The organism is Halorubellus salinus, assembly GCF_020567525.1.
Classification (GTDB): domain Archaea; phylum Halobacteriota; class Halobacteria; order Halobacteriales; family Natrialbaceae; genus Halorubellus; species Halorubellus salinus.
Genome location: NZ_JAJCVI010000002.1, coordinates 508,759 through 531,973 on the forward strand (window position 1 = coordinate 508,759; position 23,215 = coordinate 531,973).

Genomic DNA, 23,215 nt, shown 5'->3' on the forward strand with positions numbered 1-23,215 from the left:
CTTCGCGAGTCAGGGCGCGCGGAGTTCGAGGACGACCTCGCTGCCGGCGTCGGGGTCGCCGAAGGAGACGGTGCCGCCGAGCGACCGCGCGACCCAGGAGACGACCCAGAGCCCGAGGCCTTCGCCGTGTTCGACGCGCGACACGGACCGGTCGCCGGTGAGGAGGTCGCGTTCGTGGTCGGGGATGCCGGGGCCGTTGTCGGCGACGACGATGTCGACGCCGCCGGCCGCGTTCGGTTCGACGAGCACCTCGACGACGGGGTCGGGGCGTTGGGCGTGCTCGACGGCGTTCTCGACGAGGTTCTCGACGGCGAGGTCGAGGCGTTCGTCGGCGTTCGCGATCGCTTCCGCGGGTGCGTCCGTGGTGATGGTGGCATCGGGGTACGTGTCGCGGAGTCGGTCGGCGAGCGACCGCACGTGGTCGGCGACGTTCGTCGGGCCGGTCGTGAACGTGGAGTCCTTCCGGATGACCTGTTCGAGCTGGTGGACCTTGTCGGCGAGTGCGGCGGCGTCCTCGGCGCGACCGATGACGTGCCTGAGGATGCCGACGGCGTCGGGGTCCTCGAGGTCCTCCGCGAGCTGGTCGAGGTAGCCGGTGACGATGCCCATGTCGGTGCGGAGGTTGTGCCGGAGGACGCGATGGAGGACCTGGAGGTGCTGTTCGCGGTCGTACTGGTCGGTGATGTCGGTGTAGATACCGAACGCGTGCACGTCGTCGCCGTCGACGTGGTACGGGATGCCACGGAAGAGGAAGTGGCGGTCGCCGTCGGCGGTCGACCGCGTTATCTCGGCGCTGACGTTCTCGTCGGCGAGCGCGCGAGCGTCGAGTTCGTCCGCGAGCTCGTCGTCGTCCTCGTTCGGGACGAGGACGTCGTTCACGGGCGTGCCGACGACGTCGGTCTCGTCGTGCCCGAACACGCGCTCGAACGCGGGGTTGACGGAGTCGATGACTGGTTCGCCGTCCTGGAAGCTGGAGTCGATGACGGGGTCGGGGAGGTGCTCGAACAGCGACCGGAAGCGGTCGCGTTCCCGGTCGCGTTCGGCTTCGGCGGCGAGCAGGTCGCTGATGTCGCGTATCGCGCCGATGGTGCCCTGGTAGCTGCCGTCGTCGTCGCGCAGGACGGAGAGCTCGATCTCGGCGGGGATGGGGTCGCCGTCGGCGGTGAGGGCGTCGGCGCGGTACGTGCGCGTGGCGTTCGGGTCGTCCTCTTCGAGGAGGTCGGCGATGAGTTCGGTGCCGCGTTCGAGGCCGTCGTCGGGGAAGAACCGGGAGACGTGCGCGCCGAGGACGTCCTCGCGGTCGTAGCCGGAGGCGTCGACGACCTCGTCGCTCGCGAGGACGATGCGGCCGCGCTCGTCGAGGACGTACATCATCTCGCGGACGTTGTCGACGACGGTCTGGTAGAGCGACAGGGTCTGTTCGCGGCGGGCGCGGTCGACGCCGGCGGCGGCGTTCGCGGCGAGTATCTCGGCGAGTTGGACGTCGGCGTCGTCGATGGCGTCGACGCCGTCGGCGCCGACGGCGAGGACGCCGTGGTCGCCGAGCGGGAAGAACATGAGCGCGCAGTCGTCGTGCTCGATGACGGTCGGTTCGCCGTTCTCGTAGACGCGCCCGACCGGTTCTTCGCCGGCGTCGTACGTGGACTGCCAGTCGTGGTCGTCGGGGCGGGCGGCGGCGAGCGCGAGGGTTCGGGGGTCGTCGTAGGCGTCGTGGACGGCGGCGAGTGCGGTGACGTCCTCGACGAGCCAGACGCTCGCGCGTTCGAAGCTGAGGATGTCGACGGCGGCGTCGGTGACGACGCTGGCGATGGACGCTGGTCGGCGCGTGGTCATGAGTTCGCGGGCGGTGGCGAGCAGGCCGCCGAGCGTCTGGTCGTTGGGGCTGGTGACGCGTGCGTCGGCGTGATGGGTGATGCGTTCACCGAGGCGCGCTGCCGGGTCGGCCCAGATGCCGAGTGGGAGGTATTCGGTTGCGGCGCCGGCGGCGACGGCGGCGGCGAGGTCGTCGTCGGGGTCGCGACTGGTGAGGATGGCGGGGACGCCGGGGTGGCTGGTGGTGAGGCGTTCCAGGAGGCGTCGACCGCTCGGGCCGTCCGAGCGGGCGTGCGGGCAGACGATGCAGTCGACGCGTGCGGAGCCGAGGACGTCGTTGGCTTCGGATTGCGTGGCGGCGGTGTACACCAGGAGGTCCTCACGGTCGGTGAGGGCGTGCCGGGTGGGGTCGTCGTCCCCTTGCACGTAGAGGACTGCGGTCTGCGCGCTCATCCGCGTCGGATGTCCCTAGGCGGGGGCGTGACTATGAAAGTGTCTGCCGCCGACGGCGGGTTCGGTGGAACGAGTCGGTCGGGTCGGCGCTTCGTCCCCGCGCCTCACGCGGGTCCCGTGGATTGCTCCGGCTGCGAGTAAATGCTCCACCAGAATTATGTTCGTGCCGTCCGAGTCGAGGTGCATGACGCTCTCAACGCTACTCGTGGCGGTCGGCCCGGGAGACGCGGACCGGCTCGACGCGCTCGCGACGGCCGTCACCGACGTCGCCGTACCGACCGGCGCTCGCGTGGTGCTCTTGCACGTCTTCGAGGAGGACGACTTCGAGGGAGTCCGCGAGCGACTCGACCAGTCCGACGCCAGCCCGACGGCGACCGCTCGCCGCCAGAAGACCGTTCGCGACCTGACCGCTGCGTTCGACGACGCCGACGTGGCGTACGAGGTTCGCGGTCGCGTCGGGAACAAGTCGGACGCGATCGTCGCAGCGGCGGAGGACGTCGACGCGGACCGCGTGTTCGTCGCCGGCCGCGACCGTTCGCCGACGGGGAAGGCGGTGTTCGGGTCGACCGCGCAGTCCGTGATGCTCTCGGCGCCCTGTCCGGTGACGTTCGTCCGTGCCGGCACGAGCTGAACGACGGCCGGTCGTTGTCGACGGGCGTCGTCGACGGGCGACACCCACCGTGTCAGCGTTTTACATGGTTCGGTATCGAAGCGGGCGGTATGGACCACGAGATACGGAACCGACCGTCGTTCGCCGCCGTCGAGATCGACCTGAGCCAGGGCGAGAGCGTGATGGCGGAGGCCGGTTCGATGGTCTCGCACTCGGACGGCATCAGCATCCGGACGGACCGCGGTGGTGGCGGGTTGATGAAGAACCTGAAGCGCTCCATCCTCGGCGGCGAGTCGTTCTTCCGGAACACGTTCACCGCGGACGCGCCGGGGTCGGTGACGTTCGCCCCGCCGCTCCCCGGCGACGTCGTCCAGTACGACCTCGACGGGACGGTGTACCTCCAGAGCGGGTCGTACCTCGCGGCGTCGCCCGAGATCGACGTGGACGCGAAGTTCGGCGGCGGTCGGACGTTCTTCGGCGGCGAGGGGCTGTTCCTCCTGAAGTGCTCGGGACTGGGCGAGCTGTTCATGTCGAGTTACGGCGCGGTCGAACGGAAGGCGTTGCGCGACGGCGAGGGGTTCACGGTCGACACGGGCCACATCGTCGCGTTCGAGGAGTCCGTGAACTGGAACGTGCGGAAGGTCGGCGGCCTGAAGTCGACGCTGTTCTCCGGCGAGGGGCTGGTCTGCGACATGGAGGGGCCCGGGACGGTGTGGCTGCAGACGCGGAGTCAGGACGCGTTCCTCTCGTGGCTCGTCCCGCATCTGCCGACGCGCGAGACGAGCGACGGCGGCATCTCGTTCGAGATGGGTGGCGGGGACTTCGGCGGTGGCGGCCGCGGCGGGAACATCTGAGCGCCACCGTCGGTGGACACTGGACGACCTCGAATCGGTCGGGTGGCAGCGTGCGCCGGGCCAACAGCTGGCAGTGAACGCTTATATTGTCAATCATCGTATGAGACTGGTATGGAGTACGAGATACGGAACCGGCCGTCGTTCGCCGCCGTCGAAATCGACCTGAACCAGAGCGAGACCATCATGGCGGAAGCCGGCGCGATGGTGTCCCACGAGGACGGGATCGCCATCGAGACGAACCGCGGCGGCGGCGGGTTGATGAAGAACCTGAAGCGGTCCGTGCTCGGCGGCGAGTCGTTCTTCCGGAACACGTTCACCGCGGAGTCGCCGGGGTCGGTGACGCTCGCGCCGCCGCTCCCCGGCGACATCACGCAGTACGACCTCGACGGGACCCTGTTCGTCCAGAGCGGGTCGTACCTCGCGGCGACGCCCGAGATCGACGTGGACACGAAGTTCGGCGGCGGCCGGTCGTTCTTCGGCGGCGAAGGCCTGTTCCTCCTCGAGCTCACCGGGACCGGCCCGGTGTTCATGTCGAGCTACGGCGCGGTCGAGGAGCGCGGGCTCGCGGCCGGCGAGCGGTTCGTCGTCGACACCGGCCACATCGTCGCGTTCGAAGGTGGCGTGAACTGGGACGTCACGCGCGTCGGCGGCCTGAAGTCGACGCTGTTCTCCGGCGAGGGCCTCGTCGCGGAGTTCCAGGGGCCGGGGCGCGTGTGGCTGCAGACGCGGAGCCAGGACGCGTTCCTCTCGTGGCTCATCCCGCAGCTCCCCTCGACGAACAACAGCAACTAGCGGCGACGACCACCCGACGACGACTCGGCGACCACCCGACGACGACCCGACGACGACTCGGCGACGATGGAGGACTCGGCCACCCCGACGCCCACCCCGAAACTCGACATCGAGTAAATGCTACAGCGTTAAGTGCGCGGGGCTCGGTGACTCGAACGAGAATGGCCACGTACGCGGGCGTCGACCTGGGCGCCACGAACATCCGGGCCGTCGTGGGCGACGCCGAAGGACGCGTCGTCGGGTCGAATCGTCGAGGAACACCGCGCGGACCGACCGGCATCGCCGTCACCGAAGCCGTCCTCGACGCGCTCCGCGGCGCGTGCGCCGACGCCGGCGTCGCGCCGACGGCCGTCGACGCCTGCGGCATCGGGTCCATCGGGCCGCTCGACCTCGCCGAAGGGAGCGTCGAGGACCCGGCGAACCTCCCCGACACCATCGACCGCATCCCGCTCGCCGGGCCCATCGGGCAGCTCGTCGACAGCGACCGCGTCTACCTCCACAACGACACCGCCGCGGGCGTCATCGGCGAACGCTTCCACTCGAACCGGAACCCCGACGACATGGCGTACCTCACGATATCCTCGGGTATCGGAGCGGGCGTCTGCGTCGACGGTCGCGTCGTCGCCGGCTGGGACGGGAACGCCGGCGAGGTCGGGCACTACGTCGTCGACCCGGAAGGCCGCATGACGTGTGGCTGCGGGAAGGACGGCCACTGGGAGGCGTACTGCTCTGGCGAGAACATCCCCGGGTACGCGCGATTGCTCGCCGAGGACGACCCGACCGTCGACACCGCGCTCCCGCTAGAGGATCCCGACTTCTCCGCCGCCGACGTCTTCGAGCACGCCGACGACGACGCGTTCGCCGCGCACGTCGTCGACCAGCTCGCGCACTGGAACGCCATCGGCGTCACGAACCTCGTGCATTCGTTCGCGCCCCTCGTCGTGTTCGTCGGTGGCGCGGTCGCGCTCCACAACACCGAGCGCGTCCTCGACCCCATCCGCGACCGCGTCGCCGAGATGGTGATGACGAACGTCCCCGACATCCAGCTGACGACGCTCGGCGACGACGTCGTCGTGAAGGGCGCCCTCGCCAGCGCGATGACCGAGGGCACCGGCGACCGGAAGCACCTCACCGCCTGACCGCCCGCGCAACGAGTCACGTCACCATCCCGCACAGTTACTAAAATCAACGTCATACATTCGCTATCTTTTAACTATACTGCGGTCTGGTGTGTTGGTATGCGACGCAGACAGGTCCTCCGTTCGAGCGCTGGCGCGCTCGCCCTCGCCGGCCTCGGCGGGGTCGCGAGCGCAGACGAGGCATCGTACGCCCCGAAAGGCGAGGTCGCCGTCGACGGCACCCAGGAGGTCGCGACGACCGGCGACGGCAAGTACGCCGCCGTCGCCGCCGGGAAGGGCTTCGCCATCGTCGACGTCACCGACCCCGCCTCTCCGAGCATCGCCGCCGAACGCGGCGCGCTCCTCCAGAATAACGAGGACGGCCCGATGCAGATGATCGCGGACGTCAAGATTGACGGCGACCGCCTCCTCGTCACCGGCCCGAACGGGTCGCCGCGAGGAGCGGTCGTGAAGGCCGCGCTCCTCTACGACATCAGCGACCCCGCGAACCCCGAGCGCCTCGACGTCCTCGAGGTCGATCACCCGATCCACAACAGCTTCTTCGCGGACGGCTACGCGTACCTCACCATCTCGGACTTCGAGTACGAGGGCGCGAAGATGGTGGACACGAGCGGCGACGAGTTCGAGGTCGTGAACTCGTTCTCCATCGTCGACCACGACGACAAGTGGAGCGACGTCCACGGCTTCCTGCGGTCCTGTCACGACCTCTACGTGCAGGACGACGTCATGTACCTCGCGCAGTGGGACGCCGGGACGTTCATGGTCGACGTCAGCGACAAGCAGGACCCGACGGTGCTCGGACGCGCCGGCGGACTCCCCGCGGACAAGCTCTCGCAGGTCCCCCGGGAGAGCCTCGGCGCGGTCGGCCTCCAGCCGCCGGGGAACAGCCACTACGTCCGACCGAGCCCGGACGGGGACTACCTCTACAAGGGCGCGGAGTCCTGGGACGCGGACCCGAACGACGACAAGCGCGGTTCGAGCGGGATCACGGTGTTCGACATCTCCGAGAAGGCGAACCCGAAGGAGCTCGCGACCATCCACCCGCCGGGCGCTGAGGACGAGACTCGGGGCGGACAGTTCACGACGAGTCACAACTTCTCGATCCGCGGCGACCGCCTGTTCTCCTCGTGGTACTACGGCGGCGTGATGGTGCACGACGTGAGCGACCCCGCGAACCCCGAGCGCCTCGCGTGGTGGCGCAAACCCAGCGAGACGATGTTCTGGGGCGCGAAGGTCGCGGGCGACCGCGACTTCTTCGTCGCCGGGAACATGCAGGGGAGCGTGATGACGTTCTCCACGAAGGCCGGCGAGATGGCGGACCCGCCGGGTGCGTTCACGCCGCCGGAGGAGACGGGGCTCGTCACAGATATCGACTGGTCGCAGTACATCGAGACCGAGAGTACGACGACCGAGCCCACGACGACGGAACCGACGACGACCGAGCCAACGGAGATGCCGACCTCGGAGGCGACGGAGATGCCGACCACCGAGATGCCGACCACAGAGATGCCGACCTCGGAGGCGACGACGGAGTCCAGCGGGTCGACGCCCGGGTTCGGTGCGCTCGCCGCAGCGGGCGGCCTCGGACTCGGCGCCGCACGCCTCCTGTCGAACGCCGACGAGGACGGCGAGGAGTAACGCACCCCGGGTCTCGGTGACCGACCGGGGCGTACGACGGGTCCCGACGACCACTCGCGTGGCGTCCGTCGGTTCCGTCGAACGCGACGCTGTTTCTTCCACCTGCGGGTAGACAGTCTTATCCTCGACGCTCCGTTGTTCGTGTGCATGGAACACGACCCCTGGTCCCTGCGGCGGCGCGACGTCCTGCGCGCTGGCGCGAGCGCGACGGCGGTGGCGGCGCTCGGAACGACGGCGGGCGCGAGCGACGCGGGAGCGACTACCGGGACCGCTCCGGCGTCGAGCGTGGCGTACGCGCCGCGCGGACAGGTCGACATCGACGGGGCTGCCGAGGCCGTGGTGACGCCGGACGGCGAGACGGCGTTCGTCGCGGTCGGGAGTGGGTTCGTGAGCGTGGACGTCTCCGACCCAGCGAACCCGACGGTCGTCGGCGAGGCGGCGGGCATCCAGAGTCCGGACGGCGAGAACGTCCGCGAGGTCCTGGACGTGAAGTACGACGACGGCCAGTTGCTCGTGCCGACCGCGGCGCAGGGCGGCGGGCCACGTGGGTTCTACCTCTACGACGTCAGCGACCCCGCGAACCCGACGCAGGTCGGTGATTGGTTCGCGACGCCAGAGCACGGCATCCACAACGCCGCGCTCGTCGACGGCGTCGCGTACCTCACGACGAGTTTCAGTCTCGAGATCGACATCGTCGACGTCTCCGGGGACGCCTTCGAGCGCCTCGCGACGTGGGAGCCCGGGGACTGGAACGAGGACTGGGCGCGCCCCAGGAACGCGCCGCTCCACGACCTCTCCGTCCAGGACGGGGTCGCGTACTGCGCGTACTGGGACGCCGGCGTGTTCGTCGTCGACGTGAGCGACCCCGCGAACCCGACGTTCGTCTCGCGCGTCGGCGAGTACACGCTCGAGGAGAACCAGGAACTCACGCAGTCCGCGTACGTCGAACCGGGCGGGAACGCCCACTACGTGACGGTGAACGAGGACGCGTCGCTGATGGCCGAGGGCGGGGAGTCCTGGGACCTCGACCCGAACGACGACTCGGGTGGTCCATCGGGCATCACGTTCTACGACATCAGCGACCCCGCGAACCCCGAGCGCGTCGGGCACGTCGACCCGCCGGTGTCGGAGAGCAACGCGTACCGTGGCGGGACGTGGACGACGAGCCACAACTTCGACCTCCGGAACGGCAGGTTGTACGCGTCGTGGTACCAGGGTGGCGTGAGCGTGCACGACGTGAGCGACCCCGCGAACCCCGAGCGCCTCGCGTGGTGGGCGTCGCCGACCGAGCGCGCGTTCTGGACCGCGCAACTCGCGGTCCCCGGCGAGTTCTTCGTCGCATCCAGTTACGCGTCGTCGGCGATGAGCGCGAAAGCCACCCCTGGACTGTTGACGTTCCCGGACGTCGCCGGCGAGATGGCGGAGAAGCCGAGCGAGGTCGCGTGGACTCGCGAGGAACTGGAGGCGCGAGCGCCGGCGACGACCACGCAACCGACGACGACGCCCACGACCACGGAGCCGACGACGGCCGAACCGACGACGGCGATGCCAGACGAGGAGCCGACGACCACCGAGGACGACGCGAGCGGGTCGACGCCCGGGTTCGGCGTGCTCGCCGCACTCGCCGGGCTCGGCGTCGGCGCGAGCCGCCTGCTGCGCGGTCGCGACGACGACGCCTGAAGCGTGGGCGCCAAGGGCGCGTTCGCGAGACCGCCGAGACGCCCGGTCTATCACGGTCGTTCCAGACGGATCGTGCGACTGATACCCAAACGTTATCCTCGCGCGCAGGCTACCCAGAGTCAATGAGTACGGACGCGACCGACGCCGACGCGACCGAGGAGGCGCTCCGGGAGCGCGTCGAGACGTGGCTCACGAAGCAGATGCCCATCATCCAGATGCACGGCGGCACGAGCGCCGTCCGCGAGGCCAACCCCGAGACCGGCGAGGTCATCGTGGAACTCGGCGGCGGCTGCAAGGGCTGCGACGTCGCGAACATCACCACCGGGAACATCGAAGCGGAACTCCTCACGTGGGAGGAGATAGAGGACGTCACCGTCCGCGTCCCCGACGCCGGCGAGAGCCTCGGCGTCGACCAGGCCGAGTCCATCATGGGCGTCGACCGAACCGAGGGCGGCCGCGGCGACTGGGGTTCCTCGAACCCCGGCAAGGATTCCTTCTGAGGACTCGAGCGCCGTCGCTCGTCGACGGATCCAAGCGCGCCAGAGAGAACGAGCGACGCGGTCAGTCAGTCAGTCAGTCGGTCAGTCCCGGCCGAGCTTCTCGCGACTGATCTTCACGCCCGTCGGGGTGACGATGAGCTGGTCGTCCCCCTTCTGGACGATGTCGCCGCCGACCTCGTCGGCGACCTGTCGGAGTTCGTCGACGATGTGTTCGACGGTGCGGTCCTCGGTGCGGAGTCGCGTGATGTCCGCGATGACGAGGTCGCCGTCGTACACGGCGTCCTTGATATCGATGGCGTCGGCCTGCCCGTCGACCTCCGCGATATGCACCTGCATCGCGGCGCCGTCGGAGGCAGCGGCGTCGAAGTCGCCGACGTCGAGTTCCACGTAGTCCTCGGTGCTGCGTTCGTCGCGGCCGCCGAGGATCTTGCTCATGAAGCCCATACCGGAGTAGGTCCGACGGCAACCGTATAGTTCTTGCTGTGGTCGGTCGAAACCTGGCGGTGCGAGCGGGAGCGATGCACTGGCGGTATCGCCGCCCGGCGTGGAATCCGTCGGTGCGTGGTCCGTCAATGCGTGATCCGTCAGTCCGGCGTCAGTGCGGCGTGGGGAAAGGACTTTGCCGCCGGCCGGAATCGTATCGAGTATGCGACAGTCCCGCTTCGTCTACTTCGGCCTCCTCGAGATCGCGGTCGCGGTCGCGTTCGTCGGCCTGTTCGGTCCGGCCGGGTTGGTCGCGTCGCCGCTGGTGGCCCTGCTCGTCGTCTCGGGCGTGCTCGCGGTGCTCGGCGCCACCGTCGCGAGCGTCGACCTCGGCGTCGTCGCGGTGTCCTGGCGGCACCTCCTCGGCGCGTCGTACGCGGTCGCCGCTGCCACGCTCCCGCTCCTGTACGCGCCGGACGTCCTCGCCGGGACCGCGACCGACGTGGACTACCTCATGTTCGCCTGCGGGCTCACCACCGCCGTCTGCCTGGGGTTCTTCGGGCTGGAGGTCGCTCGCGACGGCCGGCACTACGAGATAACGGGGGACGTCGAGCGCGTCCTCGCGCTCTGAGGTCGACGCGGTCGCCGAGCGACACCGACGGCCGCGTTCGCGCTGCCGCGGGACGCACGCTTTTGAGGCTCGGTTCGGTACCACCCGACATGACGTTCAGCATCTGCGTTCGCGAGACGTACGAGGACGACGACGGCGACGAGCAGACGCGGTTCGGCGTGGCGGTGACGACCCGGTTGCCGGGCGTCGGGACGATGTGCCCGTTCGTCTCCGAGCACGGTGCGGTCGCGACCCAGAGCCTCGTGAACGAGCGCCTCGGCCGGAAGGGCGTCGAGTACCTCGACGACGGCCTGGGGGTCGAGGACGCGCTCCAGGCGCTGTTGAACGCGGACGACAACGCCGAGGCGCGACAGCTCCACGGCGTCGGCCGCGACGGCGAGTTCGCGTTCAGCGGCGACGAGTGCATGGACCACTACGACGACGTCGTCGGCGAGAACCACACGGTCGCGGGGAACCTCCTCACTGGCCCCGAGGTGCTCGAAGCGACGAGCGACGTCTACGAGGGCACCCGCGGCGACGACCGCCCGCTCGCGCTCCGGCTCGTCGACGCGCTCGAAGCCGGGCACGAGGAAGGCGGCGACAAGCGCGAGGACCTCACCGTCCAATCCGCCGCGCTGAAGGTCGCGACGACCGAGGACCGCGAGCCGGAACCGTACTACGACGACCTCCGCGTCGACGCCACGGAGACGCCGCTCGCTGACCTCCGCGAGACCTACGAGTACGCGAAACAGGGCTACGAGGCGGCACTGGAGAAGTACGGCGACGCCTACGAGGACGACGACATGGACGCCGCCGAAGAGTAGTTAGCATCGACGCCGCAGAGGAGTAGATTCGAGCGCGCTCAGACGTCGAACTCGTAGAGGTCGTCGCCGACGTGATGGATGCTCTCGACGACCTTGCCCTCGCTGCCGACCATGTCCGAACCGTCGACGAGCGCACGCCCGATGGCGAGCACCTTCCCGTGGGACTCCTCGGCGATGGCGACGAGTTCGCCCTCGCTGATGGCGTCGTCCGCCTCGACGATACCGGGCCGCATGACGTCCGCGCCGTTCGAGACGAACGAGATGGCGCCCGCGTCCACCGTGACGACGCGCGTCGCCGGCGGATGCTCGTTCGCGCCCGAGACGGTCAGGAACGGTTCGTCCTCGACGTAGACGACGTCGGGTTCGCCGTCGACGAGCACGACGTCGAACTCGCTGTCCTCGATCTCGACGAGCTCGTACGCGTCGCCGTCCAGGTCGACGCCGAGCGCGTCACTGACCGCGTCCTCGACCTCGCGTACGTCGTCGCTCCGCAGGTGATGCCGGGACTTGACTTCCATACGAGAATCCCTCGACAGGGACCGGCTTAAAGGACGCGTCTCGCGGCGTTGGTGAGTGCGCGAGTGTCGCCGCGTTGCGCGATTCGAAACACCGGGAGAAAGTACAAGTTCCGGGGCACCGTCGATTCGCGTATGTGGCGGTCAGGGAGTAGTTCGGGGAGCGACCCGGTTGCGTGCGTCGCCTGCGGGACGGAGGTGTCGCGGGACGACGCACGCGAGTACGACAAGCACGGGGACCGCTGGGAGCGCAACGGGAAGGCGTTCGAGTACCTCTGCAAGCCGTGTTTCCGACGCGAGTGCCATCAGCCCCGCGACGAACTCGAGGCCCTGCTCGTGGACCTCGGCGCCGGCGAGGGGCTGTCCGACGACGAGTTCCTCGCGGCGTACGTCGAGACGGTCCACGAGCGCTACGGGAGAGTCGAGGAGTAACGTCGGTGCTCGCGGCGATGCGCCGACCGGCCGCGGCGCGGACACCGTGTCGTTTTTCGTGGATGCTCCACATCGAGTGGTATGACCACGCACGGACGCCGGAGCGGAGGTCCGGACAGACCGCAGTTACCGCCCGTGTTCCCGGTCGGTCTGACACCGCGGTCGCGACTCAGTCACGACCTCGGCTCGCGCGTCATCGACGACGACGCGACCCGTATCGCCGCGTTCGAGTACACGACCGGCGGCTGGGCGCTCGCCGCGTTCGACGTCACCGAGCACACCGTCGTCCTCCGCGTCCGCACGCCCGCGGGCCGCGAGCGCTTCTACGGTGCTGCGCGCGCCGAGCTCGACGACGTGCTCCCCGCGATGTCCGCGGACCCGCGCTGGCAACCCTGCACGTAGCACTCGCTACAACCGGCTGTCCGCGGTCTCGTTTCGCATCGTCCCGAGGAACTGCATGAAGTCGGTGCCGCCGGTGCCGGTGGCGTCGCCGGTGGCGGCGACGATGTACTGGACGACCTGCGAGAGGTGTATCTTCCGGAAGTCGTGGAGCGCGTCGATGGCGTCGTCGTACGCGTCGACGAGCGCCGGGTCGCTGTCGGCGACGTAGTCGCGGAGGCCGGTGGCGGCCTCGAAGTCGGCGACGAGCGCGCGGTGCTCGGGCGGCATGTACGCGCGCATGTCCCGGAGGTGGTCGAGGAGGCTGGTCGCGGCGTGGTCGACGTCGAGCGCGCCGTCGAGCGCGGGGAGGACGCTGCTCTGGGCACCCGAGCCGCCGCGGTACGATTGCGGGCCGTCGAGGGCGTCGACGCCCTCGTAGACGACGTCGTCGAACCCGTCGAAGTACGGGCGGTAGTCGGTCGCGAACACCGCGGGGTCGTTCCCTTCGGTCATGCGCTGCATGATGCGCGTGCACTCGCCGAGGGACTCCGCGATCTCGCGGCACGCGGCCTCGACGAGCGCGCGGTCGTCGTCGTGGACGCCCCGGTAGGCGTCGCCGGCGGCGACGAGCGCGCGACCGGCGGCGGCCTCGATGGCGACGTGGACGGCGTAGAACCAGCGTTCGTCGTCGAGGTCGGTGAACGAGACGACGGCGTCGACGTTGTCGACCGCGAACCCGTCGCTGGCGTCCCGGAGGTGCCAGTTGTGGAGGCCCTGGGTGTCGTACGCGAGCATCGGTTTCTGCTCGAGGCGGTCGCTGGCCTCGTAGAGGCCGACCGCGAGCCCTGACGGGATCGAGTCGACGGGGTCGGCGTCGATGGCGTGGACGTGGGCGCTGGCGAGGAACCCCGTGACCTGGCGGAGGCGGACGACCTGGCGGTGGGTGAGGTCGTCGACGACCGCGGGGTCGATGGGGTCGAGTGCGCGCGTTCGGTCGCGGAGCGTGCCGTCCGCGAGGTGCTCGGGGAGGGCGTCGGCGAGTGCGTCCAGTGCGTCGAGGACGTCGGCGGCACCGGGCGGGACTGGGTCGTCGCTGAACGAGACGAGCGGGTCGTCGTCCGGGAGGAACCCGCGGGCGCGACTGACGCCGTGCGCTCGCGGGTCCGGCACCGACCCGGGTTCTGGGTTCATACTCCACACATAGGACGGATGGGGTCAATCAAACTTCCCGGCGACGTCCGTGCGAGAACCACCAGAAGGGACGCGTAGCGTGCAGGTCCGTACGTCGAGGGGCGCATCTGCCGGTGTGCCGCGGTTGCGGGCGCTCACAGCCAGGTCAGCGCACGTGGTCGTCGACCGCGTCGGCGACCTCGTCGAACGCGTCGGCGGCGAGGGCGACGTCGTCGACGACGCTACAGAAGCCGTGGGCGAGCGTCGGGTAGTGCGCGTGCGTGACCGGGACGCCGGCGTCGGCGAGCGCGTCGACGTACGCGGCGGCCTCGTCGCGGAGGACGTCGACGCCGGCGGTGGCGACGACCGCCGGCGGTGCGTCCGCGAGCAAGTCCTCGGGCGCACCGAGCGGGACGGCGAACGGGTTGTGTGCGTCGACGGGACTCCGGAGGTACTTGCGCCACCCCCAGGCGACGTCCGCCGTCGAGAGCAGCGCCGCGTCGTCGTGCTCCGCGTAGGACGCCCGCCGGTCGCGGTCCGTCGGCGTGCTCGGGCCGTCGAAGGCGCTCTCGGCGGACAGCATCGGGTACAGCAGGACCTGGACGTCGAGGTCGACGCTCGCGTGGCCGGCGCGGAGCGCGGTCGCGGCCGCGATACCGCCGCCGGCGCTCGTTCCGGCGACCCCGACCCGGTCGGTGTCCGCGCCGAACGCGTCGGCGTACTCGCGCGCCCACTCGACGACCGCGAACGCGTCGTCGACCGCCGCCGGGAACGGATGCTCGGGCGCCAGCCGGTAGTCGACGGAGAGCACGACGCGACCCGTGCGCGCCGCGAGTTCCCGACAGACGTCGTCCGCGGAGTCGAGCGTCCCGAGGACGAACACGCCACCGTGCGCGAACACGAGCACGCCCGGGTCGCCCTCGACCCCGGCGTCGCGCTGCTGGCGGGCCGTCGGCCGGTACGCACGAACCGGGATGCCGACGGCCGATCCGGTACCGTCGCCGGGGCCGTCCACCGCGAACTCGCGGACGGTCGTCATCTCGGGGCCGTCGCCCGCGCCGAACAGTTCGTCCTCCAGGCGACGGGCGGCGTCGACCGCCATCGAGTGCCACGGCGGCAATCCGGTCTCCGCGAACGACTCGACGAGCGCCGCGAACTCCGCGTCCAGCTCCCCGCCCTCGGCGTCTGTCATACGCGTCGCGTCGCCCGGCGACGACCTAAACCCACCGCCGTCGACGCAGCCCCCTGGCATCCGGGCCGGCGAGCGCGCCCACCGAAATCGGTACGTGCCCGCCCGCCGTGCTCGCCAGTATGGACGACTCCGACGCCGCGAGCGCGCTCGAACGCGCCCGGGACCACGACGCCGACGACGAACTCGCCGAGTTCAGCGAGCGCTTCGACGTCCCCGACGAGTACTACATGGACGGGAACTCGCTCGGCCCCATCTCCACGGACGCCGCGGACAGCCTCGAGAACGCCGTCGGCGAGTGGCGCGAGCTCGGCATCCGCGGGTGGACTGACTCCGACCCCGAGTGGTTCCACTACGGCGAACGCATCGGCGCGAAGCTCGCGCCGCTCGTCGGCGCGCACGACGACGAGGTCGTCGTCGCGGACTCGACGACCGTGAACATCCACAAGCTGATCGGGTCGTTCCTCGACGCGCGCGACGACGACCAACCACCAGGAATTCTCGCGAACGACCTCGACTTCCCGACGGACCACTACGCGATGGCCGCCCAGCTCCGCCAGCGCGGGTTCGACCCCGACGAGCACCTCCATCGCGTCGAATCCGCGGACGGCCGCACCATCACCGCGGACGCGGTCGTCGACGCCATCGAGAACGAGGACGTCGGCATCGTGTTCATGCCGAGCGTCCTCTACCGGAGCGGCCAGCTCCTCGACGTCGAACACATCACGGAAGCGGCGCACGAGCACGGCGCGTTCGCGGGCTTCGACCTCGCGCACTCTGTCGGCGTCGTCCCCCACGACTGCCACGACGTCGGCGTGGACTTCGCGGTCTGGTGTAGCTACAAGTACCTGAACGCCGGCCCCGGCGCCATCGCGGGCCTGTACGTCCACGAGCGCCACCACGACGTCGAGCCGGCGCTCGCGGGCTGGTGGGGGAACGACAAGGAGACCATGTTCGACATGGCGCTCGACTTCGACCCGGCACCGCACGCCGGCCGCCACCAGGTCGGGACCGTCCCCGTGCTCTCGGCGGCACCGCTCGACGGCGCGCTCGACGTCGTCCACGACGCCGGCATCGACGCCATCCGCGAGAAGTCCGTCGCACTCACCGAGTTCCTCGTCGACTTCGCCGACGACCACCTCGCCGAACACGACGTCGACGTCGGGACGCCCCGCGACCCCGACCGTCGCGGCGGCCACGTCGCCCTCGAACACGACGAAGCCTACCGCATCAGCGAAGCGCTCCGCAACCACGGCGTCGTCACCGACTTCCGCCAACCGAACGTCGTCCGCGTCGCCCCCGCCCCACTGTACACGAGCTTCGAGGACGTCCACGACGTCGTCGAGATATTCGCCGACGTCATCGAGACCGGCGAGTACGAGTCCTACGACCGACAGACCGGCGGCGTGACGTAACGACGCGGCCGACTCGCAGTCCGGCGTCGCCGACAGTCGGGGATCCGCCATCGAAAGCCACCTCCCGTTGGAGGCCGCGAGTGCCGGACTCGTAGTCGCTGACACGCCAGCGACCGATGCGACACGCCAGCACGTATATTACGACTCGGTGCCTCTGAACCCGAATGAGTGGGGACAACGGGGGTCGGGCGACAGTAGCGGACGGATACCACGTCCTCCACGTGGACGACGACCCGGCCATCGCCGAGCTCGCCGCCGAGTTCCTGCAGCGAGAGAACGACCGCTTCCACGTCGAGGTCGTGACCGATGCGGCCGACGGCTGCGAGTACCTCGACGAGCACGACGTCGACGGCATCATCTCCGACTACGAGATGCCGAACACGAACGGCATCGAGTTCCTCCAGTCCGTCCGCGAGCACGACCCGGACCTCCCGTTCATCCTCTACACGGGGAAGGGAAGCGAGGAGGTCGCGAGCGCCGCCATCTCCGCCGGCGTGACCGACTACCTCCAGAAGGAGACCGGGACAGACCAGTACGCGCTCCTCGCGAACCGCCTCACGAACGCCATCGAGCACTATCGCGCGACGACCGCGCGCCGCCGCCAGCTCGCCGCCATCGAACGCGCTCGCGAAGGCATCAGTATCCTCGACACCGACGGCGAGTTCGTGTACGTCAACGACGCGTACGCCGACCTCTACGGGTACACGCCCGCGGAGATGCTCGGCGAGCACTGGTCGCTCATCTACGTCGACGACGAGATACCGTTCGCCGAGGACGTCATCCTCCCGACCGTCGACCGCGACGGCTACTGGGAGGGCGAGACCACCGGCCTCAGAGCGGACGGGTCGACGTTCCCGGAGGACCACGTCGTCTCCGCGACCGAGCACGGCGAACTCGTCTGCACCATCCGCGACGCGTCGACGACCCGAGGGCCCGACGTCGCGCGACGCGACGACGTCGACCACCGGTACCCCGAGACCATCCTCGACGCCTTCGACGACCCCGTGTACGCACTCGACGCCGACAGCCGCTTCACGTACGTCAACGCCGCGTTCACCGACCTCGTCGGGTACGAGCGCGAGGACCTCCTCGCCAGCGACGCCACCCTCGTCACCGACGACCGGACCCTCGACGCCGTCGACCAAGCACTCACCGCACGCGCAGAGACCGACACCGCCGACGCACACCCCAAACGCACCATCGACGTCGACATCACCCCCCGCAACGGCGACCCCATCCACTGCCAAGCAGACCTCACGGCACTCCCCACCCCCGACGACACCCCCGACGGCACCGCAACCCGCCTCCACACCACGTCCGGGTAACGACGCGCACAACTCCTCTCTCGCCCACGAACGACGTCGGTCGCGCCCGCGGCGCGTCGCGACACTCCACACCACCGCCCCGCAGACGTCTTCCGGAGTCGAGGACGACGTCGCTCGCGCCTTCGGCGCGTCGCGACGCCTGTCGACACGTTTTCCTGCCCCACCCGCGTAGCCGGTGCCATGAGCGACAACGCGCAGGCCGAGGCCGGGACCGCCGAGGGCCAGGGCCCGGTGAAGATAGACGAGGAACTCGCGCGACACCTGGAGAACAAGCGCGAGGACCTCTTCGAGAAGTTCGAGATCCGCGACGAGTTCCCGCCGGAGGTCATCGAGGAGGCCGAGGAGCGCACCGAGGGCGTCCAGCAGGAGATCCAGGACGAGCTCGACGAGCGCGAGGACCTGCGCGACCTGACGACGTGGACGACCGACCCAATCGACGCCCAGGACTTCGACGACGCGCTCAGTATCCGCGAGAACGAGGACTCGTACACGCTCTGGGTGCACATCGCGGACGTCACGCACTACGTCCACCCCGAGTCGAAGATGTGGGCCGAAGCCGTCGAACGGTCGAACACCGTCTACCTCCCGGCGTACACGATGCACATGCTCCCGCCGACGCTCGCGGAGACCGTGTGCTCGCTCGTCCCGAACGAGGACCGCCTCGCCCACACCGTCGAGATGGAGCTCGACAAGGAGAACCTCGGGTACGAGGAGATAGACATCTACAAGTCCGTCATCGAGAGCGACGAACGCCTCACGTACTCGCAGGCAGAGAAGCGCCTGGACGACCCCGACAGCGACCTCCACGAGGAGAACCAGATGGTGTTCGAGCTCGCCGACCAGCTCCACGAGCAGCGCAAGGAGGACGGGTCGCTCGTCCTGAACCCGCGCCGGGACCGCGCACACACCATCATCGAGGAGTGCATGCTGAAAGCGAACAAGGCCGTCACGCACGAACTCATGTGGAATCGCGGCGTGGAGGCGATGTACCGCGTGCACCCGCAGCCGACGCCCGACGAGTGGGACAAGGCGCTCGTCGAGATCCAGGACCTCGATGGCGTCTCCATCCCCGGCGGGAGCTGGGACGACCCGCGGAAAGCGGTGAACGCGACGCTGGAGGACGCCCCGTCGCGACACCTGGACAACATCCAGTGGGCGGTGATGAAGGTGATGCCGCGCGCGAAGTACATGAGCGACCCCTTCGGCGGCCATCACGCGCTGAACTTCGACATCTACGGGCACTTCACGAGCCCCATTCGGCGACTCAGCGACCTCATCAATCACTGGATCGTGTACACGAACGACGTCCCCGAGGACCTGCAAGCGCTCTGTAAGCGCGCGTCGGACAAACAGAAGGACGCCGAAACGTGCGAGCGCGAGTACAAACAGTTCCTCTCCGAGGTCGGTCTCGACGCGAACGCCGTCAACAACCGCGGGCTCGAGGTCGTCGAGGACGCCGAGGACGCGGACGTCAGCGGGTACTGAGTCCCAGCGACGCACGAGGACGCCCTCGTTCGCGCTCGCGAGTGCGCTGGCGCCTCGGGAACTGTTTTCGGTTGCATCGCGAGTTCCCGAACAACCACAACCCTTCGACGCGTGGAGGGGAGTATGCCGACTGCACCAGACCTGAGCGGGTCGACCGCGTTCATCACCGGGACGACTCGCGGTATCGGGAAGGCGATCGCGCTCGCGCTCGCCGACGCCGGCGCGAACATCGTCTCCACGGGGAAGACCGTCGACGATACTGACAGTGATTTAGAGGGCACCATCCACAAGACCGCCGAGGAGTGCGAGGCGAAGGGCGTGGACGCGCACGCCATCCAGTTGAACGTCCGCGACGAGGACGAAGTCGAGGCCGCCGTCGAGGAGGCCATCGACGAGTTCGGCGAGATAGACATCGTCATCAACAACGCGAGCGCGATCCAGCTCGCGAACGTCGAGGACCTGCCCGCGAATCGCTTCGACCTGATGACGGACGTGAACGTCCGCGGGACGACGCTCGTCTCGCGCGCGTTCATCCCGCACCTCAAGGAGCAGGACTCGAGCTGGATCCTGACGAACGCGCCGCCGGTGACGACCGACCGGTCGCCGGGGAAGGCGCCGTACGCGTGGTCGAAGCTCGGGATGAGCTTCGTGACGCTGAGTCTCGCGACCGAACTCGGCGGGTACGACGTCGGCTGTAACAGCTTCTGGCCGGCGACCGCCATCGACACGCGCGCGACGCGGTACTTCGGGCTCGGCACCGAGGACGACTGGCGGACGCCCGACGTCGTGAGCGACGCCGTCCTCGAGATACTGAAGCGTGACCCCGCGGAGTGCACGGGGAACGCGTTCTACGACGAGGAACTGCTCGTGGAGGCTGGCGTCGAGGACTTCAGCGAGTACAACCTCACGGAGGGCGACCCGGCGCCGACGTCCGCGCAGATGTTCGACCCCGACTACGAGCGGTCGTACTGAGGCGTCGACCGACAGATTCGGGGACGCGCCCGAACCCAAAACGTATTTTATATGCGACACGAATTCCGGGCTCGATGGCGAGTCATTCGTTCGTCGCGTCCGTCCTGGTCGCCCTCGTGGTGCTCGGGCTCGTGCGCTTCGTCGCGGACGTGAGCGAGACGGTCCGCGACGTCGACCCGTACGCGCGGACGCGGTCGGGAGTGCAGGCGCATCCGAGCACGCAGGCGGCCGGGGTGGTCGTGGCGGACGGCCGGGCGTTCGACGAGGGCGAGTGGGAGGCCATCGAGCGCGCGGACTCGTACCTCGCGGCGAACCCGGACGCGTGCGTCGACGACCTCCTGCTCGACGTCCGGCCGATCGCGCGCTGCGGGCGGTTGTCGGCGCGGGCGTGGTGGGCGGACGTCGTCGCACCCGGGCTGGCCGCGGAGACGGACCGTGACCTCGACCCGGTCCGGAGCGGGGTGCGCGCGACCCCTTCGACCGCGCTCCGCGAACGCGCGAGCGACCTCCCGGGGAGTCCGTTCGGCGACGCACCCGCGTTCCGGGAGCGCTACGCGCTGACGCGACCGCGAGACGACGGCGACGACGCGTTCGACGCGTCGCTCCCGGGGCCGTTCTCGGTCGTGGACGTGGACGCCGCCGAGCGTCGGGCGATGGTCGACGGGGCGGGCGAGCGTGCGGCGTTCGAGGTCGTCGACCGCGACGGTGCCGTCGCGGTGGCGCCCGTGTCGGAGTCCTACCGTCGCGACGCGGCCGCGGGACCGCCAGCGGAGTGGTTCGTCGACGCGGCCGACGCCCTCGAGGACGCACTCCCGGAGCAGTACGATGCCCTCACCGACCCGGCATCGCCGTGGCCGTCCATCGCCGGGTCGCAGGAAACCGGACCGGGAGCGAGCGGAGACGGGCCGCCAGTCGTCGACCCCGTCGTGCACCCGCCGCCCCTCGACGCGTTCGACTGCACGGTCCACCGCGGACCGAACCCATCCGCCGAGGACGAAGCCGAGACCGGACCGAGCGACGCGACGACGGCCACGGACGACGCGAGGACGATAGTGGACGTGACCGCTGGCGGCGACCGCGAAGCGTTGCTCGTCGACGACGACGGCGTCGTCCGGTTCTCCTCGACCGATGCCCGCCGCGCCCACGACCGCGACTGGGCGACGCGAGCCGTCGCCGCGGCTGACGCCGCCGTCCACGACCGACCGGACCACTAACTGACTTGCCTGGTCTGTGGACCAGCACCACCGCGCGAAGCCCGCGTTCGGCTTCGTCGAGAACGCCCGCATCGCTCCCTGACGATACGAGAACGCAGCGACCCCCGGGCCGGCCGGAACGCCACGACGACGCCCGTGGTTACTGGTCGGTCCGGTACTCGGCGATGGACCGCGGTACCGACGGGAGGAGTGGCGCGCGCGACGTGAACTCGTAGAGGCTCTTCCGGAGGGCGCCCTTCCCGTACTGGACCGTGGACTTCGAGATGGGCGTCCGCCGGCCGACGACGCTCGTGTCGCCGTTCGAGAGCGCTTCGACGACCTGCTGGACGGAGACGTCCGCGACGCTCGCGGCGTCCACCGCGACCTCCGTGTACGCCCGGCCGACGTTCGGGAGGTAGTGCGCGTCGCTGCCCGCGACCGCCCCGTACCCGTACGACGCCGCGTACCGGCGCGCGCGCCGGTTCCGCCAGCCCGTGAACAGCATCGAGTTGTAGACCTCGACCGCGTCGACGCGCGTCTCGTCGAGCACCCGCCGCCGGACGCCGTGCCTGGTGCGCTGGAACGGATGCGGCACCACCGCCGCCCCACCGAGTTCGCGGACGCGCTCGACGGTCTCGCGGTAGCTCATGCCGCGCGCCGGCCGCTCCTCGACGCCGACCGCGAGCAGGTGGCCGTCCGCGGTCGACACCTCCACGCCAGGGATGCCGACGAGCCCGAACTCGGGCGCGAGCTCCGCGGCTTCGAGACTCGCGGCGATGCGGTCGTGGTCGGTCACCACGATACCGTCCAGGCCGATGTCGCTCGCGTGCTCCAGCAGCAGCTCCACGGGCTCGTGGCCGTCGTACGACAGCGACGAGTGCACGTGCAAGTCCAGCGACAACAGCGTTCGGTCCCCAGCCATCAGTTACTCGTCGTTCGCTCCCGACCGACGTGAACCTTCTCCCAAACCCCACCCCACGAGACTGGCGGGTCAGTCCCCGACCGCGTGCTCGCTCGACGCGCTCTTCGGGCCGACCGAGTCCTGACGCCACTTCTTCTCGACGTCCCGGTTCGCGACCACCACGAGGTCGCCGTCCTCCGCCCGCAGTCGCGTCTTCCGGAGGTCGATGTCGACGATCTCGCCGGTGACGCTCGCGGACTCCACCACGTCGCCCTCGTTGAAGTCCGGGTCCCGCAGCAGGTACACGCCCGCGACCGTATCCGCGATCATCTCCTTCAACGCGTACGCCACGCCGAGCCCCACGAACCCGCTCGCCGTCCCGAGACTCGCCGCGACGTCACCGAGCCCGACGACGTTCAGGAGCGCGAGCGCCGCGCCGAACCACAGGAACACGCCGACGAGCGCCACCCACAGGTCCACGACGAGCTGCTGGCTCTCCGGGTACACGCGCTCGAGGAACGACCGCACCACCGCGACGACGACCTTGATCACGACGTACGCGATCGCCAGGAACAGCACGCCGAGTGCGACCTTCGGGATCGCAGTCAGGATCCCGGTCACGAACTCGCGGATCACCGCCTCCACGCCCACTGGCTCCGGCTCGGACTGCAAGAGCATGCCCCGGCGTACACGCCCCCCGCTGGAAAAGGTACGGGTGCCGGCGCGAACGGACGGGTGCCGGCGCGAACGGACGGGTGCCGGCGCGAGGAAACGACTGGTCGACCGCCCGCCGAAGTCGGTAGCACGACGAGCGAGAACGCGTCAGGCGACGACCTGCCGAGTCCCGCGAGCGACGTCGCTACCGAGCACTCCGAGGGCTGGGACGCCTACAGCGACCTCCG

General features: G+C 69.6%; 23 protein-coding genes. 16 read left to right on the top strand and 7 right to left on the bottom strand.

The genetic code is table 11. The features are described from left to right. Positions 1–9: 9 nt before the first annotated feature. Positions 10–2,265 (bottom strand): PAS domain S-box protein, encoded by a 2,256-nt coding sequence (locus tag LI336_RS07040; protein ID WP_227132232.1) that lies wholly within the window; start codon positions 2,263–2,265, stop codon positions 10–12. 184 nt (positions 2,266–2,449) lie between these two features. Here LI336_RS07040 and LI336_RS07045 point away from each other — a divergent pair, with 184 nt between their 5' ends. The 7 genes from LI336_RS07045 (at position 2,450) to LI336_RS07075 (ending at position 9,478) form a co-directional block, all read left to right on the top strand. Further along, a complete protein-coding gene (locus tag LI336_RS07045; RefSeq protein ID WP_227132239.1) occupies positions 2,450–2,896 on the top strand; it encodes a universal stress protein in 447 nt (148 codons plus the stop codon). Between the two features lie 89 nt (positions 2,897–2,985). After that, entirely contained in the window at positions 2,986–3,729 is a 744-nt protein-coding gene (locus LI336_RS07050) for a TIGR00266 family protein (RefSeq protein WP_227132240.1), read from the top strand. A gap of 111 nt (positions 3,730–3,840) precedes the next feature. Further along, positions 3,841–4,521 carry a TIGR00266 family protein gene (locus tag LI336_RS07055; protein WP_227132242.1) on the top strand — a complete coding sequence of 227 codons (681 nt, stop codon included), beginning with the start codon at positions 3,841–3,843 and terminating at the stop codon, positions 4,519–4,521. Positions 4,522–4,682: 161 nt separating this feature from the next. Beyond that, positions 4,683–5,660 (top strand): ROK family protein, encoded by a 978-nt coding sequence (locus LI336_RS07060; protein WP_227132244.1) that lies wholly within the window; start codon positions 4,683–4,685, stop codon positions 5,658–5,660. A 99-nt stretch (positions 5,661–5,759) separates the two neighbouring features. Then, positions 5,760–7,298: an LVIVD repeat-containing protein gene (locus LI336_RS07065; RefSeq protein WP_227132245.1), complete on the top strand. Its 1,539-nt coding sequence runs from the start codon at positions 5,760–5,762 to the stop codon at positions 7,296–7,298. A 147-nt stretch (positions 7,299–7,445) separates the two neighbouring features. After that, positions 7,446–8,978: an LVIVD repeat-containing protein gene (locus LI336_RS07070; protein WP_227132247.1), complete on the top strand. Its 1,533-nt coding sequence runs from the start codon at positions 7,446–7,448 to the stop codon at positions 8,976–8,978. 122 nt (positions 8,979–9,100) lie between these two features. After that, positions 9,101–9,478: a NifU family protein gene (locus LI336_RS07075; protein ID WP_227132249.1), complete on the top strand. Its 378-nt coding sequence runs from the start codon at positions 9,101–9,103 to the stop codon at positions 9,476–9,478. An 81-nt stretch (positions 9,479–9,559) separates the two neighbouring features. Here LI336_RS07075 and LI336_RS07080 read toward each other — a convergent pair whose 3' ends face one another. Continuing rightward, on the bottom strand, positions 9,560–9,922 hold the full coding sequence (locus LI336_RS07080; protein WP_227132251.1) for a cell division protein SepF: 363 nt from the start codon (positions 9,920–9,922) through the stop codon (positions 9,560–9,562). Positions 9,923–10,124: 202 nt separating this feature from the next. Here LI336_RS07080 and LI336_RS07085 point away from each other — a divergent pair, with 202 nt between their 5' ends. Continuing rightward, on the top strand, positions 10,125–10,532 hold the full coding sequence (locus LI336_RS07085; protein ID WP_227132253.1) for a DUF7994 family protein: 408 nt from the start codon (positions 10,125–10,127) through the stop codon (positions 10,530–10,532). Between the two features lie 89 nt (positions 10,533–10,621). Beyond that, the gene (locus tag LI336_RS07090; protein ID WP_227132255.1) at positions 10,622–11,335 is read left to right on the top strand and encodes a DUF1028 domain-containing protein; all 714 of its coding nucleotides are present in this window, start codon (positions 10,622–10,624) and stop codon (positions 11,333–11,335) included. A 38-nt stretch (positions 11,336–11,373) separates the two neighbouring features. Here the strand turns inward: LI336_RS07090 and LI336_RS07095 are convergent, their stop codons facing one another. Next, on the bottom strand, positions 11,374–11,853 hold the full coding sequence (locus tag LI336_RS07095) for an RNA-binding protein (protein ID WP_227132257.1): 480 nt from the start codon (positions 11,851–11,853) through the stop codon (positions 11,374–11,376). 132 nt (positions 11,854–11,985) lie between these two features. Here LI336_RS07095 and LI336_RS07100 point away from each other — a divergent pair, with 132 nt between their 5' ends. Beyond that, positions 11,986–12,282, top strand: coding sequence for a DUF7562 family protein (locus tag LI336_RS07100; protein WP_227132258.1), 297 nt, complete (start codon positions 11,986–11,988; stop codon positions 12,280–12,282). 81 nt (positions 12,283–12,363) lie between these two features. Then, a complete protein-coding gene (locus LI336_RS07105) occupies positions 12,364–12,684 on the top strand; it encodes a hypothetical protein (RefSeq protein ID WP_227132260.1) in 321 nt (106 codons plus the stop codon). A 6-nt stretch (positions 12,685–12,690) separates the two neighbouring features. Here the strand turns inward: LI336_RS07105 and LI336_RS07110 are convergent, their stop codons facing one another. Continuing rightward, a complete protein-coding gene (locus LI336_RS07110) occupies positions 12,691–13,854 on the bottom strand; it encodes a PrnB family protein (protein ID WP_227132261.1) in 1,164 nt (387 codons plus the stop codon). A gap of 145 nt (positions 13,855–13,999) precedes the next feature. Beyond that, positions 14,000–15,025: an alpha/beta hydrolase gene (locus LI336_RS07115; RefSeq protein WP_227132263.1), complete on the bottom strand. Its 1,026-nt coding sequence runs from the start codon at positions 15,023–15,025 to the stop codon at positions 14,000–14,002. Between the two features lie 119 nt (positions 15,026–15,144). On the opposite strand from LI336_RS07115, the gene kynU reads away from it, so the two are divergent. The 5 genes from kynU to LI336_RS07140 all read left to right on the top strand — a co-directional run bounded on the left by kynU (position 15,145) and on the right by LI336_RS07140 (position 21,433). Further along, entirely contained in the window at positions 15,145–16,437 is a 1,293-nt protein-coding gene (gene kynU, locus LI336_RS07120) for a kynureninase (RefSeq protein ID WP_227132265.1), read from the top strand. Positions 16,438–16,601: 164 nt separating this feature from the next. Then, positions 16,602–17,762, top strand: a complete 1,161-nt coding sequence (locus tag LI336_RS07125; protein WP_227132267.1) for a PAS domain-containing response regulator — start codon at positions 16,602–16,604, stop codon at positions 17,760–17,762. A gap of 180 nt (positions 17,763–17,942) precedes the next feature. Further along, a complete protein-coding gene (locus LI336_RS07130) occupies positions 17,943–19,247 on the top strand; it encodes an RNB domain-containing ribonuclease (RefSeq protein ID WP_227132269.1) in 1,305 nt (434 codons plus the stop codon). Between the two features lie 123 nt (positions 19,248–19,370). Next, entirely contained in the window at positions 19,371–20,219 is an 849-nt protein-coding gene (locus LI336_RS07135) for an SDR family oxidoreductase (protein ID WP_227132271.1), read from the top strand. A gap of 74 nt (positions 20,220–20,293) precedes the next feature. Beyond that, positions 20,294–21,433, top strand: a complete 1,140-nt coding sequence (locus LI336_RS07140) for a hypothetical protein (protein WP_227132273.1) — start codon at positions 20,294–20,296, stop codon at positions 21,431–21,433. 139 nt (positions 21,434–21,572) lie between these two features. Here LI336_RS07140 and LI336_RS07145 read toward each other — a convergent pair whose 3' ends face one another. Both LI336_RS07145 and LI336_RS07150 read right to left on the bottom strand, forming a co-directional pair. Continuing rightward, positions 21,573–22,334 carry a CehA/McbA family metallohydrolase gene (locus tag LI336_RS07145; RefSeq protein ID WP_227132275.1) on the bottom strand — a complete coding sequence of 254 codons (762 nt, stop codon included), beginning with the start codon at positions 22,332–22,334 and terminating at the stop codon, positions 21,573–21,575. A gap of 69 nt (positions 22,335–22,403) precedes the next feature. Next, positions 22,404–22,991 carry a mechanosensitive ion channel family protein gene (locus tag LI336_RS07150; protein WP_227132277.1) on the bottom strand — a complete coding sequence of 196 codons (588 nt, stop codon included), beginning with the start codon at positions 22,989–22,991 and terminating at the stop codon, positions 22,404–22,406. Positions 22,992–23,215 lie beyond the last annotated feature (224 nt).